This is a genomic window from Proteus vulgaris, assembly GCF_023100685.1.
Lineage (GTDB): Bacteria > Pseudomonadota > Gammaproteobacteria > Enterobacterales > Enterobacteriaceae > Proteus.
Genome location: NZ_CP090064.1, coordinates 1,363,789 through 1,379,280, shown reverse-complemented (window position 1 = coordinate 1,379,280; position 15,492 = coordinate 1,363,789). Strand labels below are relative to the sequence as shown.

Sequence of the window (15,492 nt, the reverse complement as noted above, 5' to 3'; positions counted from 1 at the left end):
ATCTCATCTACTGCTTTTTATTAGCTAAAATAAATCTTATTAGCCTGCAAACGGATTTTTATTATCGTAAGACTTATTGTAAAGTGCGTCAGAGATCAAATAGTTATAAATTTCATCAACAATTTCAATGCCTTCTTTTTCGCTTCTTTGTTCTTCTATTTGGCTATTTTCACCAGGATAGAGAACTTTATCTACATTAGGGGCCGGCTTAATCGCATTTAATTCCCCCATAACTTGTGAGATATGCTCTCTAAATAATGTCGCATCAGTAAAGAATGCAGGATTAATTACAATATGTAATTGGCCTAACTCTCGTCCTTGCGTTAAATCATGATACATCGAGCTGACATGTTTACCAAAAGGAAGCCCAAGCAAAATACCTGATAACACATCGACCATCATCATCAAACCATAACCTTTAGGGCCAGCAATGGGCAATAAGCCTTTTACCGCAAAAGGATCTGTCGTAGGTTTTCCGCTTTCATCTACCGCCCAAGTATCAGGAATATCGACATGACGTGAACGCGCATCAAGCACCTTGCCCCATGCCTGTACTGTTGTCGCCATATCGAATGTAATATGTTTATCACCTACGCCTGGAGCAGAAAACGCGATAGGGTTTGTGCCGTAATACACTTCTGAGCCACCAAAAGGAACAACCATAGGATCAGATTGGCAAAGTGAGATACCTATCATTCCTGCTTGTGATGCCTGCTCGACAAAATAAGAAAGTGCGCCACTGTGACCAATTCGTCTTACACCAACGACTGCGACGCCCTTCTCCTGTGCCATTTTAATTGCGCGTTCCATTGCATCTTTCGCGGCAACATGGCCTGCGCCATTATCGCCATCAAATACAGCGCTACAAGGTCCAGTTTCAGTATAAGTAAAATTAGGTGTGGTATTGGTACCACCTTTGCTAATGCGCTCTGCATAATACTCTACACGCACAGCACCATGAGAATGAATGCCTTTACCATCAGCATGGACTAAGACATCAGCCACCGTATCTGCATGGGCTTCATTTAGCCCAGCATGATGTAATTTATTTTTAATTAATTGATGTAACTGCGGTTTAGAAACTATCATAGAATATGCTCTTTTGTAGGGTTCTATTTAAATAGAAACGTCATAAAATAATTAAGGTAAATTCGAGCGATAGGTCTAATTTAACAGCATAAATAGGATCTGCCGTGATCGGTTTAACCAATGAAGGATTGCGTTATATTTTTGTTAAATAGTCATTTCTTTATTAAAAACCTTTTTATAATAGCTCTTGTTATAAACAAAAAAGTGGAACAATTTCTTGCTCCACTGACTATTTGATCACAAACTCTTTGCCACAGATAATATTATGGAACCGGAACAGCTTCGCCCTTAAACGTTTCTAAAATAAATTGTTTGGTTTCTGGAGATCGTAATTGCGTCATTAATTTAGCAATACGTGGATCATTTTTATCTTCTTCTCTAATCACAACCACATTGGCAAACTTACTGTTTGCGGCAGGCTCGGTATAAATGACTTCTTTGGTTAAATCTAGCCCCGCATTAATAGCAAAGTGTCCATCAATAGAAGCAACATCCGCTTCACCATTTTTATAAATTTGTGGTAATAATGGACCATCATAAGTAAATAGGAATTTTATATTACGAGGATTTTCTACAATATCATCAATTGTAGAATCATCAGGATCGATGCCTTCACGTAATTTAATTATCCCTTCGTCTTGGAACAGTTTTAATATATGTCCATGCTGTGCCAGATTATTACTACTTATCATTTTTGCACCATTAGGCAAATCCTGTAAGCTTTTATATTTTTGTGAGAAAAAACGATAAGGGTGCATATGTACTGCACCTGCTGAAACTAATTTCCAATCAGGGTGATCCGCTAAGGTTTTATTTAAATAAGGCACATGTTGAAAGAAATTCGCATCTAATTCTTTTTCTGCCAATGCTTGATTAGGAATAATATAGTCATTAAAGACTCGAATATCTAACTCTAATCCTTCTTTTGCCAATTGGGGTTTTATAAACTCAAGGATTTCAGCATGAGGTGTACTTGATGCACCTATAATTAATTTATTTTCTGACTTTTCATCAGTTGGCTTACAAGCAGAGAGCGCGAGGCTAATAAGTAGCAGTGATCCCAGCTTTTTAAATACTGTTAATTTCATTGTTATAACCTTATTTTTAAATTTAATTTTTAATTGAAGTATTTTTTAATTAGCGCTTATCTATATTTCGTACAACACTATCTCCCAATAACTGAATACATAATACAATCAATAAAATCACTAATGTTGCAATCCAAACCACATCAAGATGGCTGCGCTGAAACCCTTCTAAATAAGCTAAATTTCCTAATCCACCGGCACCAATCGCCCCCGCAACAGCCGTTCCTCCAACTAAAGAAATTAATGTCACGGTTAATCCAGAAACCAGCGCAGGGGATGATTCAGGCAATAACACTTTAAATATTAATGTAGGTAAATTAGCTCCCATTGAAAGGCTTGCTTCTATTACACCTTTATCAACTTCACGTAGTGCTAATTCAACCAATCTTGCGTAAAATGCGGCAGCTGAAATCACTAATGCAGGTAGTGCTGCGTTAACACCTAATATGGTTCCCACAATTAATTTAGTAAAAGGAAACAATAATATAATTAAAATAATAAAAGGAACTGCCCTAAAAATGTTTACAATAAATGAAAGTGCTCTATAAATAGAAATCTGCTCTTTATAACCTTCTTTTGCTGTTAAAAATAATGTGACACCAATTAAAATCCCTAATAAGCAAGATAATAAACCCGAAACTAATGTCATATATAAAGTATTTAATGTTTCTTCCCCTAAGACATTGAGCTTTAAATGAGGAAAGTAACTATTAATTAAAATTTGTATTTCATCCATATCACACAACCGCTATATTAAAATCATTGCTCTCAAGGTATTGTATAATTTCATTAGATTTATTATTTAATTGTAAGTAAATAAACCCATTTTCTTGTGAGAAATTTCCTTTTATCAAATTAATAGGTTCATTAAATTTAGAAATCAAATCATAAAGAAAATAATCATATTTTTTACCTTCTTGTAATAATAATCTTATTACTGTGCTTTGTTGTTTTATATTATCAATATCATCATTATTATCTATTACCTGTGTTGATTGAGATAAAAATTGTTGCGTCACTTTATGTTTGGGCTGGTTAAATATTTTTAGCACTTCACCCTGTTCTATTATTCTTCCTTGTTCAATAACTGCAACTTTGTTGCATATTGCTTTTACAACCTGCATTTCATGTGTGATCAACACTATCGTAATATTCATCTTTTTATTAATTTCAGCAAGCAATGCTAAAATTGTTTGTGTTGTTTTTGGATCTAATGCAGATGTTGCTTCATCACATAATAAAACATCAGGATTGTTTGCTAGCGCTCTAGCAATACCCACACGTTGCTTTTGTCCACCACTTAATGTTGATGGATATTCATCTGCTTTATCAGCAAGCCCAACCAACGTCATAAGTTCACTCGCTCGCTGAGAACGTTGTTTTTTATCTAAGCCCGAAATTTCGAGTGGAAATTCAATATTTTCTCTAACTGTGCGTGACCATAATAAATTAAAGTGTTGAAAAATCATGCCAATCGAGTGACGAATTTTACGGATCTCACGCTCACTACTGGTAGTAATATTATATTTACCTACAATCACCTCACCTTTGCTAACAGGCTCTAAGCGATTTAATAGTCGGATCAAACTACTTTTCCCAGCACCGCTATAACCAATGATGCCAAAGATATCTCCCTGCTCAATATTCAAATTAATATCATCAACAGCAACAGTTTGCTTTTTCCCTCGCTGATAAATTTTGCTGACATTTTTTAGTGTTATCATTTTAATCAACTCACTCATTAAATGGAAATCTAGATGGCTAAACATCTAGAAATCCAAATTAATGTTAATGAGAGGAATTGTCAAGCAGGGAATGAAAATGAAATAAACAAAAATGGCATACCTTAGAATTAAATTATTTCTATTGGTTTTATTATTGAATTTTTACTTTGTAATTGCCTTATAGTCTAGATTTAACTATCACCATAAAATAAATTAATAGTGATAAATATCTATTACAGATAATAAAAAACCCCCTGCCTAAGCAGAGGGTTAAATTATTAATACTCAATTAATTAGAGAATAATTAACCGATATATTCTAAACCGTTCATATAAGGACGTAACACTTCTGGAATTTCAATACGGCCATCAGCCATTTGATAGTTTTCCATGATTGCGACTAAAGTACGACCTACTGCTAAACCAGAACCGTTTAATGTATGAACCAGTTGAGTCTTCTTGTCACCTTTAGAGCGGAAACGTGCTTGCATACGACGTGCTTGGAAATCCCACATATTTGAGCATGAAGATATTTCACGGTATGTGTTTTGAGCAGGAACCCAAACTTCTAAGTCGTAAGTTTTGCGTGAACCAAAACCGATATCACCTGTGCAAAGCACAACTTTACGATATGGCAGATTCAGTAATTGCAACACTTTTTCAGCATGGCCTGTTAGCTCTTCTAATGCTTCCATTGATTTTTCAGGATGAGCAATTTGAACCAGCTCAACTTTATCAAATTGGTGCATACGAATAAGACCACGAGTATCACGACCATAAGAGCCTGCTTCTGAACGGAAACATGGTGTATGAGCCGTCATTTTCAATGGTAAATCGTCTTCTTCGAGAATAACGTCTCTTACCATGTTAGTAACAGGGACTTCTGCTGTTGGAATCAGTGCATATTGGCTTTCTGCTTCTTCTTCTAACGGTTTAGTGTGGAATAAGTCTTCACTAAATTTAGGTAACTGACCTGTACCGTACAGAGTTGCGTGATTAACCAAGTAAGGAACATACATTTCTTGGTAGCCGTGCTCTTCGGTATGCAGATTCAGCATAAATTGTGTGATAGCACGATGTAAACGTGCAATTTGACCTTTCATCACAACAAAACGTGAACCCGTAATTTTCACCGCAGAAGCGAAATCTAAACCATCAGTCAGCTCACCTAAAGTCACATGATCTTTTAATTCAAAATCATAGCTCTTTGGTGTGCCCCAACGAGAAACCTCTACGTTTTCGCTATCATCTTTACCATTTGGCACAGCATCATCTGGCATATTCGGGATAGTTAAAACGTAATCACGGATTTCCGCTTGAAGAACTTCAAGTTCTGCTTTTGCAGCTTCAAGTTTTTCACCTAACAGGTTAACTTCCTGACGAAGTGGCTCAATATCTTCACCACGCGCTTTTGCCGCACCGATGGACTTCGATCGAGAATTACGTTCTGCTTGCAGGGATTCGGTTTCAACCTGTAACACCTTACGGCGTTCTTCTTGTTGACGGATTTTTTCCACATCGAGGGTGAACCCCCTGCGAGCCAGTTTTTCGGCGACCGCGTCTAGCTCATTACGCAGTAGATTTGGATCGAGCATGCTTATCCTGTGCTTATTGATAGATTAATAAAAACCTTCTCTCCTATCTTATAAAAAAGATATCTGAGACAAGGCATAGTTAAGAAATTAATGATAATTTAATAACCTTACCGCATCTTTACATTTTGCGATAGCGTTTTGTAGCACTATTTTGATCTTGTTGAGAAAGCCAGTCTAATTTCTCTGCAACCTTGATCTCTAACCCTCTTTTTACTGGGTAGTAGTACTGCGTATTGGCCATTTCTTTAGGAAAATAAACCTCTCCTGCCGCATACGCATTAGGCTCATCATGCGCATAACGATACTCAGCACCAAGCCCCATTTCTTTCATCAGTTTTGTTGGCGCATTACGCAAATGTTCAGGCACATCATAATCCGGTTTACTTTTGGCATCTGCAATAGCTGCTTTAAATGCGGTATAAACCGCATTACTTTTGGGAGCACAAGACAAATACACAATGGCTTGCGCAATCGCGCGCTCACCTTCAGCAGGCCCTACACGCGTAAAACAATCCCATGCAGCAATAGCGACTTGCATCGCACGAGGATCGGCATTACCTACATCTTCTGATGCGATTGCCAATAAACGGCGAGCAACATAAAGTGGATCACCACCTGCTGTTATGATCCTTGCGTACCAATAAAGTGCTGCATCGGGTGCAGATCCTCTTACTGATTTATGCAATGCAGAGATAAGATCGTAAAAGCGATCGCCTTTATTATCGAAACGCGCACTACGCTCACCACTGATTTCAGTGAGTAACGCAGGCGTCAACATGCGTTTTCCTTGGCTATCTACTTCGGCAATATCAGCCATCATTTCAAGCAAATTTAATGAACGACGTGCATCACCATTAACCAATTGTGCAATCATTTTACGAGTATCATTAGGTAAAATGATATTGCGCTCACCTAAGCCACGTTCAGGATCATCCAGTGCTTGTTGTAGCACTAGCTCAATATCTGCTTCGGTTAATGAACGTAATAGATAAACCCTTGCTCTGGATAGCAACGCGGAATTTAATTCAAAAGAGGGATTTTCAGTCGTTGCGCCGATAAAAGTGATCGTACCATCTTCAATATGAGGTAAAAAAGCATCTTGCTGACTTTTATTAAAACGATGAACTTCATCAACAAATAGTATTGTTCTACGCCCAGCATTACGATTTTGGCGCGCAATTTCAATAGACTCTCTGATTTCTTTAATACCCGATGTTACCGCAGATAAACGTTCTATATCAGCTTGTGCATAGCGACCAATAATCTCAGCAAGGGTTGTTTTCCCTGTTCCTGGTGGCCCCCATAAAATCATGGAATGCAATTGCCCCGCCTTAATAGCACGAGGTAATGGCTTACCTTCGGCAAGTAAGTGCGTTTGCCCGATATATTGCTCCAATGTTTCAGGCCGCATTCTTGCAGCCAGAGGTTGGAACTCATTGCGTGAAAAATCGAGTGATAAATTACTCAAAATATCCTCACTGACGTTGGTCATCCACAGTCACACCCGCAGGAGGTGTAAAGCGAAATGCGGATGCATCGATTGGCGCAGCTGTTTGAGCAGTTAATTGATAATTACTCACCTGGCCATCTTGTTCTGTGGCAGCAAATTGCTGGATTTGCCCATTAGGTAACACGGTGATCGTAAAATGTTTTAAGTTATTTTCTACTTTTGGCGTTAGCTCAAAACGGTCACCCGTTTGTTTAACTTCATAATTTTGCCATTCTTTACTGTCGTTACGCGCGATCAACATAAACGGAGTATTGGTTGTAGCACTTTCAAGCCAGCTCGCAGTAACTTGCTCCACAAAGGGATTATAAAACCATAATGTTTTACCATCAGAAATCAGAGTGCTCTCATCAGGTGCGGTCATTTGCCAATTAAACAAATCAGGGCGTTGTACTTTTAAATTTCCTTCCCCTTTTTGAATAAGGGCACCTTCATTGCTAGTGACAGTTTGGCTGAAGTTAGCTTGAAAACTATTTACTTTATTTAATCGTTGTTGCAGATCTTGACGCGCATCAGCCCAAGCGGCTTGGCTACTTATTAATGTCATCGCACACACTGCAAATAATACTTTTTTCATTCTACAAGCCTCGGCATGAGATTACGCCGACATAATGTCGGCGTATAAATTTTAATGATATTGTGCAGGTTATCATGCTATCTCATTAGCTGATAACTGAGTTTTCAAGATATTACATATCAGAAGGTGGTGGTGAAAGTACATCACGGGTATTGTTGTGATTTGGCGTACTGACAATACCTTGCATCTCCATTTGCTCTACAATTCTTGCGGCACGGTTGTAGCCAATTCTAAATTGACGTTGTACACCAGAAATAGAAACACGTTGTTTTTCAACAACAAATGCTACCGCTTGGTCAAATAAAGGATCTAGCTCTTCACTATCGTCATAACCACCACCATTACCACTTTCGCCTTCTTCACCACACTTAGTAATAGCTTCAATATATTGTGGACGACCTCGTGCTTTCCAGTCAGTTGCCACAGCATGTACTTCATCATCGCTAACAAAAGCACCATGAACACGCTCAGGCACAAAACCATTCGGTGCATAAAGCATATCACCCATGCCTAATAATGATTCAGCACCACCTTGGTCTAAAATAGTTCGAGAGTCGATTTTGCTTGAAACGGTAAAGGCAATACGGCTAGGAATATTAGCTTTAATTAAACCAGTAATAATATCAACTGAAGGTCTTTGTGTTGCAAGTACAAGGTGAATACCTGCAGCACGCGCTTTTTGTGCTAAGCGAGCAATCAGCTCTTCCACTTTTTTACCGGCTGTCATCATCAAATCAGCAAATTCATCAACGACAACAACAATATAAGGTTCTTTTCCTAACGTCGGCATTTCCGTTGCCATACTGTCAGTTGATTTCCAGAATGGATCAGGAATAGGACGTGCCATTGCTTCAGCTTCTTTAATTTTTTCGTTATAACCAGCAAGGTTACGCACACCTAATGCTGACATTAGTTTATAACGACGTTCCATTTCAGCCACGCTCCAACGCAGCGCACTTGCGGCATCTTTCATATCTGTAACAACTTCTGTTAGAAGATGTGGAATACCTTCATAAACTGAAAGCTCAAGCATTTTAGGGTCAATCATAATAAAGCGAACATCTTCTGGTTTTGCTTTATAGAGAATGCTGATGATCATCGCATTCACACCGACAGATTTACCTGAACCCGTTGTACCAGCAACAAGTAAGTGAGGCATCTTAGCAAGATTGGCAACAACTGGCTGACCACCGATATCTTTACCTAAAACAACTGTCAGTGGAGAACGGCTATCACGGAATGTATCGCTATCTAACAATTCTCGCATATATACGGTTTGACGTTTTTTGTTAGGTAATTCCAGTCCTACATAAGGTTTCCCCGGAATAACTTCAACAATACGTACCGCAATGGCAGACAATGAACGCGCTAAGTCGCGTGATAAATTTGAAATACGCGCAGCTTTAACACCTGGCGCAAGTTCAAGTTCAAATCGCGTGATAACAGGCCCCGGTGAAATACCAACCACCTTGGCTTTAACACGATAATCATTAAGGCGTGCTTCAATAAGCTTTCCAACACGCTCAAGCTCAAACATATCAACAGGCTCATCTTCTACTGGCGGTGTTGTTAACAGATCCAGAGAAGGCATTGGCGTGGTTGGTTTTTGCAGCGGTCTGTCATTACGCATCAAGAATGGGTGAATTAATGATTCTTGCTGCTGTTGCTGTTGCTGTTGCTGTTGCTGTTGCTGTTGCTGTTGCTGTTGCTGTTGCTGTTGCTGTTGCTGTTGCTGTTGCTGTTGCTGTTGCTGTTGCTGTCCAAAATGCTGAGCCATATTGGGCTGTGGTTCAATACGTGATTGCGATGCAGTTTGAGGTGCCACAGGTGGCGTAACAGGTTCAGAAACAATCGGCGTAAATACTGGCTCTATTGGCTCTTCATCCAATAAATCATCAATAGGTGAGAAAGCTTCTAATGCGGTGAGTTCTCTTTCTAATTCAATTTTTGGGGTGTACTCTTCCTCTTCATCATCACGAGGTGAGATTTGTAAAAACGCATTACTGGTTGGATACTCTACTTTTTTCTCCATTGTTTGCGTTGGTTTTGCTGATTGTGAGGCAAACGAATGTTGAATATGAGGTTGATAACCCGTAGTTGCTTGTAATGAAGATGCTGATGTTGATATTTGAGGTAAAACTTCATCTTCGTCATCATCTAACGAAACCTCATCACCATAACGATCCTGCAATTGTTGCTTAAATTGTGCAGCTAACTGTTGCTGTTCATAAAGCTCATTCTCATCAAGAACATTGCTATTATCTTCTGCTGAAGAGAATGTATTTGCAGTAACAGTAGGTTCGTCTCGATAATTATCTTGTTGATGATTAAAGGAAGAAAGTGGCGTCTCAATATTCGGCTCATAATGAGAGGCAGATTGCTCAATAACCTCATCAGCTTCGTCGCCATAACGTTCACGTTGCTGTTCAAGAAATTGTTGTCGTAATTGCTGTTCAAAATTCGCTTGCTCTTGGATATCAGCTAATTCATCTTCAGGCTCTGATTGAACAGCTTCTTCACGGCGGCGTAGCTCTGCTTCACGTTGCGAAGGAATATGAATACCATAGAGCTCTCGACGAGTAGGCAAACGTACTGGATTTGGTCGTGGCAATTCAGGCCCTAAACCTTGTTTAACTTGTGCTCCGTGGCTTACTAGGGCACTTGTTGCGGCTCCGGCAGTCACCGTTGCGGCTTGTGTTAAGGTATCATCACTATCTGGTGCCATTGAAAATGTAGGTTCAGCTCGTCCAACAGGCATAAAACTATCTACAGGTTGTGCAATAGGATTATTTTCAACTAATGGCTTCACAGAAGATATGTTCTCTTCTGGAATTGAATAAACAGAATGTTGCGAAGCACTAACTTCTGGCTGAATATCTTTTTTAAGGAAGGCTTCAGGAATATCAAAACGGTAATGTTCCGGTATTTCTTCTGTTATTTCGGACGTATTTTCTACTACAGACTCCGCTATAACAGGTGCAACTGGCGTTAATGATTGAACATGATCGTCGGTATCATTTGTTGCACTGAATGAAGGTAAATCATCTTCTTGTTGCGTTTTAGGCGGTTTCGATGAATCAATATCTTGCTGACGAGCAAGTTCAAGCGCTGAAGGTGCAGAAAATAAGATGTCATCACTCTCTTCTGTTGTTAGTTCTGATGCTTGTTTTTCTGTTTGATTTGAATGCTCAGTAACATCATCAACAAAATCTTGAGTGTTATCATCTTCTTCGTCTTCGTATTCAGCATCGTGTTGGCCTCGATTAGTAATAAAACCCACCGTACCAAGGATAACTGCACCAATTTTTTCGGTGATCGTTAGCCACGACCATCCTGTAAATAATGTAAAACCAACTGCCCAAACAGATAACAGTGCAAGCGTTGCGCCTAATACATTAAACCAAGGTAATAATGCCTTACTAAATAAACTACCAATAACACCGCCTGAACTAAAATTATAGATATCATCAAAATTAAGATCAGCTAATGCACAAGAGGTAAAAACCAGAGCCAAGGCGCCAATCGTGCGAAGTGCAAGGGAGAAAAAATCAGTATATTCGCGATTTTTTTGGTAGCGCAGTGAATTCCAACAACCAAAAACAACCACAATAGGAATAGCATAGGCGAGTAAACCAAATGCTGAAAATAGGATATCAGCTAGCCATGCTCCGATACTGCCACCTAGGTTTTGAATAGGTTCATTCCATGTGGTTTGTGACCAGCTAGGATCAGAGGGATGAAAGCTAAATAAAGAAACCATCAAAAAGACAGCACCAATCCCGATTAAAATGAGAATAGCTTCCCAAACACGACGACGGTTACTTATCTTTGTTAAACGAATATTTTTGTCTTCTGTATATTCCTGGCTCAAAGAGGGCTCTCCAGGTTTAACTTAGGGTTAAATTAAAACGGAACAACGCTGAGATATCTCAGCGTTGAAACTGTATGCATAAACAGGAGTGTACCTAATTTTTTCCTGCTTTGCACCAACCTATTAAGTTGGCTTAGCGAGTTTTGATTACAAGGCGGTTACTTTGTTTAACTTCTTCCATAACCACGTAAGTACGTGTGTCATTAACACCCGGAAGACGTAACAGAGTTTCACCCAGCAATTTACGGTAAGCAGACATATCAGGTACACGAGTTTTCAACAGATAGTCAAAGTCACCAGAAACTAAATGACATTCTTGGATTTCTTCAAGTTTTTGAACAGCCATATTAAATTGTTCAAAAACATCTGGCGCGCCACGGTTTAGTGTGATTTCCACAAATACCAATAATGATGCATCAAGGTAATGAGGGTTTAACAGCGCAGTATACCCAGAAATAAATCCTTGGCGCTCTAAACGACGTACACGCTCTAAACAAGGCGTTGGTGATAAACCAACACGTTTAGATAACTCAACGTTTGAAATACGACCATCTTTTTGGAGCTCATTTAGAATATTCCGGTCTATTCTATCAAGATCTTTACCCGGACGTTTTTTATTATCAATCATCTCTATACTCTCTTTCTCTTTTTCTCTTACTTTATTTTCCTATACCCATACCTGTACACCTTCAGCATCAATGTCGAAACTTCGGTATCAAACGGTCAGAGCAAACTACCAATCTATTTTCTTTTAATGCCAGATAAAACATCTATTTTATCTAAATACTCATTAGCAAATATTGCAAAGTAACTATCTTACACCCTGTCTGTCGAAAAATTGTACCTATAACATCCGAAGATAATTATCTTTAACAATCATGTTTTCGCAAATGTACAGCGGATTGTCAAAGCAAATGAGTAAAAATCAGAACAAGGCGCTATGTTATTCTCTATATACGCAAGATAGTCATCAATTGTAAAGCAAAATGTTTCATGTTGATTCGATGATGTTAGCCCAATATAACTCTATAATTATTAAACTATATTAGTATTAACTATTGCTAAAATAGCTAAAATATTATGTCTATTTCTCGTCATTGGCTTTTTTTAACGTCTTATTTCTCCTACAATCCCCCAATTCGCATCACGCCTAATCAGAGATGAGGTACACATGAGCACCATCAAACATAGCAAACTTATTATTTTAGGTTCAGGCCCTGCGGGTTATACCGCTGCCGTTTATGCTGCAAGAGCAAACTTAGAACCAGTACTGATTACGGGTGTTGAAAAAGGCGGTCAGCTGACAACAACAACAGAAGTCGAAAACTGGCCCGGTGACCCTGAAGGGTTAACAGGCCCAGGCTTAATGGATCGCATGTTTCAGCACGCTGAAAAATTTAATACAGAGATTATCTCTGACCATATTAATAAAGTCGATCTGAAAAACCGCCCTTTCCGCCTATTTGGTGATGAACAAGAATACACCTGCGACGCATTAATTATCGCTACAGGTGCTTCTGCACGTTATATCGGCTTACCTTCAGAAGAATCTTTTAAAGGCCGTGGTGTCTCTGCTTGTGCAACCTGTGACGGTTTCTTCTATCGTAACCAAAAAGTCGCTGTCGTTGGTGGCGGTAACACTGCAGTAGAAGAAGCACTGTATTTAGCCAATATTGCATCCGAAGTTCATCTGATCCACCGCCGTGATTCATTCCGTTCTGAAAAAATCTTAATTAATCGTTTAATGGACAAAGTAAACAGTGGCAATATTATTTTGCATACTGATCGTACTTTAGACGAAGTTCTTGGCGACGATATGGGTGTAACCAAAGTTCGTTTAAAAGATACTAAGAGCGATAAAACCGAAGAATTAGATGTTATGGGTGTGTTTATTGCCATTGGACATAGCCCTAATACGGCTATTTTTGATGGACAATTAGAATTAGATAACGGTTACATCAAAGTACAATCAGGCACACAGGGTAATGCAACTCAAACCTCAATTGAGGGTGTTTTTGCAGCAGGTGACGTAATGGATCACATTTATCGTCAAGCAATTACCTCTGCAGGAACAGGCTGTATGGCCGCTTTAGATGCAGAACGTTACTTAGACGCACAAAAATCTAACTAAAATCATCACTTCCTTTCAAGGCGCTATTTCAGTAGCGCCTTTTACCATGTAACATACTAGCCTGGTTGCCAAAGCGTATAACTACTTACCCTTGGCCTTTCTGATACTTTGTATCTCACCTGCAGATTTGAATCTTTTCTTATGGATAAAACTAAACAAAATGAATTGGTTCGATGGCTGAAACAGCAAAGTGCTCCAGCCCGTCGATGGCTACGGCTATCAATGATCCTAGGTGTTGTAAGCGGTTTATTAATTATTGCTCAAGCATGGTTATTAGCTGTTTTACTTCAAGCATTTATCATGGATAGTATTAACCGTGATACGCATATACCTACTTTTCTCACTCTTATTGGTATTTTTATCTTACGTGCAGTAGTAATGGCTATACGAGAGCGTGTTGGTTATCGCTGTGGTATGGCAGTTAGGCAACAAATTCGTAAAATTGTCCTTGATAGACTTGAAGAATTAGGCCCTGTTTGGGTTAAAGGCAAACCAGCAGGAAGCTGGGCAACAATTATTCTAGAACAAATTGAAGATATGCAAGATTATTATGCACGTTATCTTCCACAGATGTATCTTTCTGCTATTGTGCCTATTCTTATCCTTATCACCCTATTCCCTGTTAACTGGGTTGCGGGGTTAATTTTATTCTTTACTGCCCCACTGATCCCGCTATTTATGGCATTAGTTGGCTTAGGTGCAGCAGATGCTAACCGTAGAAACTTTCTCGCTTTAGGTCGTTTAAGTGGTAATTTTCTCGATAGATTAAGAGGATTAGACACATTACGGCTATTTAACCGTGGTAATGCCGAAGTAAAACAAATTACTGAAGCAACAGAAGACTTCCGTAAACGCACGATGGAAGTGCTAAGAATGGCGTTCCTGTCTTCTGGCGTATTGGAATTTTTTACCGCTGTTTCTATTGCTGTTGTTGCTGTTTATTTCGGGTTTTCTTACTTAGGTGAACTTAATTTTGGTAGTTATGGTTTGGGTGTTACCCTCTTTTCAGGTTTCTTAGCGCTGATCCTTGCTCCTGAATTTTTTCAACCTTTACGAGATTTAGGTACTTATTATCATGCAAAAGCGCAAGCCGTGGGCGCAGCAGAGTCTCTGGTTGAGTTTTTAGAGGCTGATGGCGAAAAACCACAATTAGCAGGTAATGAGCGTATCAATGCAAACGAAAGTATTGAAATAACGGCACATGAACTAGAGGTTTTATCACATCAAGGCGTAAAATTAGCAGGCCCATTAAGTTTTACAATTAATCCTCAGCAACGTATTGCGATTGTAGGCCAAAGTGGCGCAGGAAAAAGCTCATTATTAAATGCCCTTTTAGGTTTTTTACCTTATCGTGGTTCATTAAAAGTTAATGGTATTGAATTAACTCAGCTTTCACCTGAAGCATGGCGTCAATGTTTAAGTTGGGTGGGACAAAATCCAAATTTACCTGAACAAACTTTACTTGATAATGTACGTTTAAGCGCTCCAAATGCCAGTTCAGAACAAATTAATCTGGCTATTGAAAAAGCCTATGTCAGCGATTTTATTAACGATTTACCTGATGGGTTAGATACAGTCATTGGCGATAGTGCTGCTCGTCTTTCTGTTGGTCAAGCACAACGAATTGCCGTAGCCCGCGCTCTATTATCCCCTTGCCAATTATTATTACTAGATGAACCAGCAGCAAGCCTTGATTCCCATAGCGAACAACGTGTGATGCATGCACTCAATAATGCATCATTAAATCAAACTACGTTGCTTGTCACTCATTTATTGGAAGAAACATTAGGTTACGATCAGATTTGGGTAATGGAAAAAGGTCAAATTATTGAAACGGGCACTTATGCGTTATTAAGCCAGCAACAAGGGGCTTTTGCTCGTCTTCTTGCTCATCGTAAAGAGGAACTTTAA

General features: G+C 39.0%; 11 protein-coding genes. 2 read left to right on the top strand and 9 right to left on the bottom strand.

What is annotated here, in order from left to right:
• Window positions 1-39: 39 nt before the first annotated feature.
• The 9 genes from allD to lrp all read right to left on the bottom strand — a co-directional run bounded on the left by allD (window position 40) and on the right by lrp (window position 12,078).
• A complete protein-coding gene (allD, locus tag LW139_RS06460) occupies window positions 40-1,089 on the bottom strand; it encodes an ureidoglycolate dehydrogenase (RefSeq protein WP_166539644.1) in 1,050 nt (349 codons plus the stop codon).
• A 263-nt stretch (window positions 1,090-1,352) separates the two neighbouring features.
• Window positions 1,353-2,177 (bottom strand): MetQ/NlpA family ABC transporter substrate-binding protein, encoded by an 825-nt coding sequence (locus tag LW139_RS06455; RefSeq protein WP_227336646.1) that lies wholly within the window; start codon window positions 2,175-2,177, stop codon window positions 1,353-1,355.
• A gap of 49 nt (window positions 2,178-2,226) precedes the next feature.
• Window positions 2,227-2,913 (bottom strand): methionine ABC transporter permease, encoded by a 687-nt coding sequence (locus LW139_RS06450; RefSeq protein WP_227336645.1) that lies wholly within the window; start codon window positions 2,911-2,913, stop codon window positions 2,227-2,229.
• 1 nt (window position 2,914) lies between these two features.
• Window positions 2,915-3,946 carry a methionine ABC transporter ATP-binding protein gene (locus LW139_RS06445; RefSeq protein ID WP_247850795.1) on the bottom strand — a complete coding sequence of 344 codons (1,032 nt, stop codon included), beginning with the start codon at window positions 3,944-3,946 and terminating at the stop codon, window positions 2,915-2,917.
• A 259-nt stretch (window positions 3,947-4,205) separates the two neighbouring features.
• A complete protein-coding gene (gene serS, locus LW139_RS06440; protein ID WP_227336643.1) occupies window positions 4,206-5,495 on the bottom strand; it encodes a serine--tRNA ligase in 1,290 nt (429 codons plus the stop codon).
• A gap of 118 nt (window positions 5,496-5,613) precedes the next feature.
• Complete coding sequence (locus tag LW139_RS06435; protein WP_166539668.1) at window positions 5,614-6,963, bottom strand: replication-associated recombination protein A; 1,350 nt, start codon at window positions 6,961-6,963, stop codon at window positions 5,614-5,616.
• 7 nt (window positions 6,964-6,970) lie between these two features.
• Entirely contained in the window at window positions 6,971-7,579 is a 609-nt protein-coding gene (gene lolA / locus LW139_RS06430) for an outer membrane lipoprotein chaperone LolA (protein WP_109408785.1), read from the bottom strand.
• Window positions 7,580-7,691: 112 nt separating this feature from the next.
• Window positions 7,692-11,450: a DNA translocase FtsK 4TM domain-containing protein gene (locus LW139_RS06425; RefSeq protein ID WP_247850793.1), complete on the bottom strand. Its 3,759-nt coding sequence runs from the start codon at window positions 11,448-11,450 to the stop codon at window positions 7,692-7,694.
• Between the two features lie 133 nt (window positions 11,451-11,583).
• The gene (lrp, locus tag LW139_RS06420; RefSeq protein WP_004244566.1) at window positions 11,584-12,078 is read right to left on the bottom strand and encodes a leucine-responsive transcriptional regulator Lrp; all 495 of its coding nucleotides are present in this window, start codon (window positions 12,076-12,078) and stop codon (window positions 11,584-11,586) included.
• A 543-nt stretch (window positions 12,079-12,621) separates the two neighbouring features.
• Here lrp and trxB point away from each other — a divergent pair.
• Together trxB and cydD are read left to right on the top strand one after the other, a co-directional pair.
• Window positions 12,622-13,581 (top strand): thioredoxin-disulfide reductase, encoded by a 960-nt coding sequence (gene trxB / locus LW139_RS06415; RefSeq protein ID WP_036938142.1) that lies wholly within the window; start codon window positions 12,622-12,624, stop codon window positions 13,579-13,581.
• 141 nt (window positions 13,582-13,722) lie between these two features.
• Window positions 13,723-15,492: a heme ABC transporter permease/ATP-binding protein CydD gene (gene cydD, locus LW139_RS06410; RefSeq protein ID WP_227336639.1), complete on the top strand. Its 1,770-nt coding sequence runs from the start codon at window positions 13,723-13,725 to the stop codon at window positions 15,490-15,492.

Coding starts and splice junctions, on each gene's coding strand:
- LW139_RS06450 (WP_227336645.1), bottom strand. CDS start 2,913: ATGGATGAAATACAAATTTTAATTAATAGTTACTTTCCTCATTTAAAG.
- trxB (WP_036938142.1), top strand. CDS start 12,622: ATGAGCACCATCAAACATAGCAAACTTATTATTTTAGGTTCAGGCCCT.
- serS (WP_227336643.1), bottom strand. CDS start 5,495: ATGCTCGATCCAAATCTACTGCGTAATGAGCTAGACGCGGTCGCCGAA.
- lolA (WP_109408785.1), bottom strand. CDS start 7,579: ATGAAAAAAGTATTATTTGCAGTGTGTGCGATGACATTAATAAGTAGC.
- LW139_RS06445 (WP_247850795.1), bottom strand. CDS start 3,946: ATGTTTAGCCATCTAGATTTCCATTTAATGAGTGAGTTGATTAAAATG.
- cydD (WP_227336639.1), top strand. CDS start 13,723: ATGGATAAAACTAAACAAAATGAATTGGTTCGATGGCTGAAACAGCAA.
- lrp (WP_004244566.1), bottom strand. CDS start 12,078: ATGATTGATAATAAAAAACGTCCGGGTAAAGATCTTGATAGAATAGAC.
- allD (WP_166539644.1), bottom strand. CDS start 1,089: ATGATAGTTTCTAAACCGCAGTTACATCAATTAATTAAAAATAAATTA.
- LW139_RS06455 (WP_227336646.1), bottom strand. CDS start 2,177: ATGAAATTAACAGTATTTAAAAAGCTGGGATCACTGCTACTTATTAGC.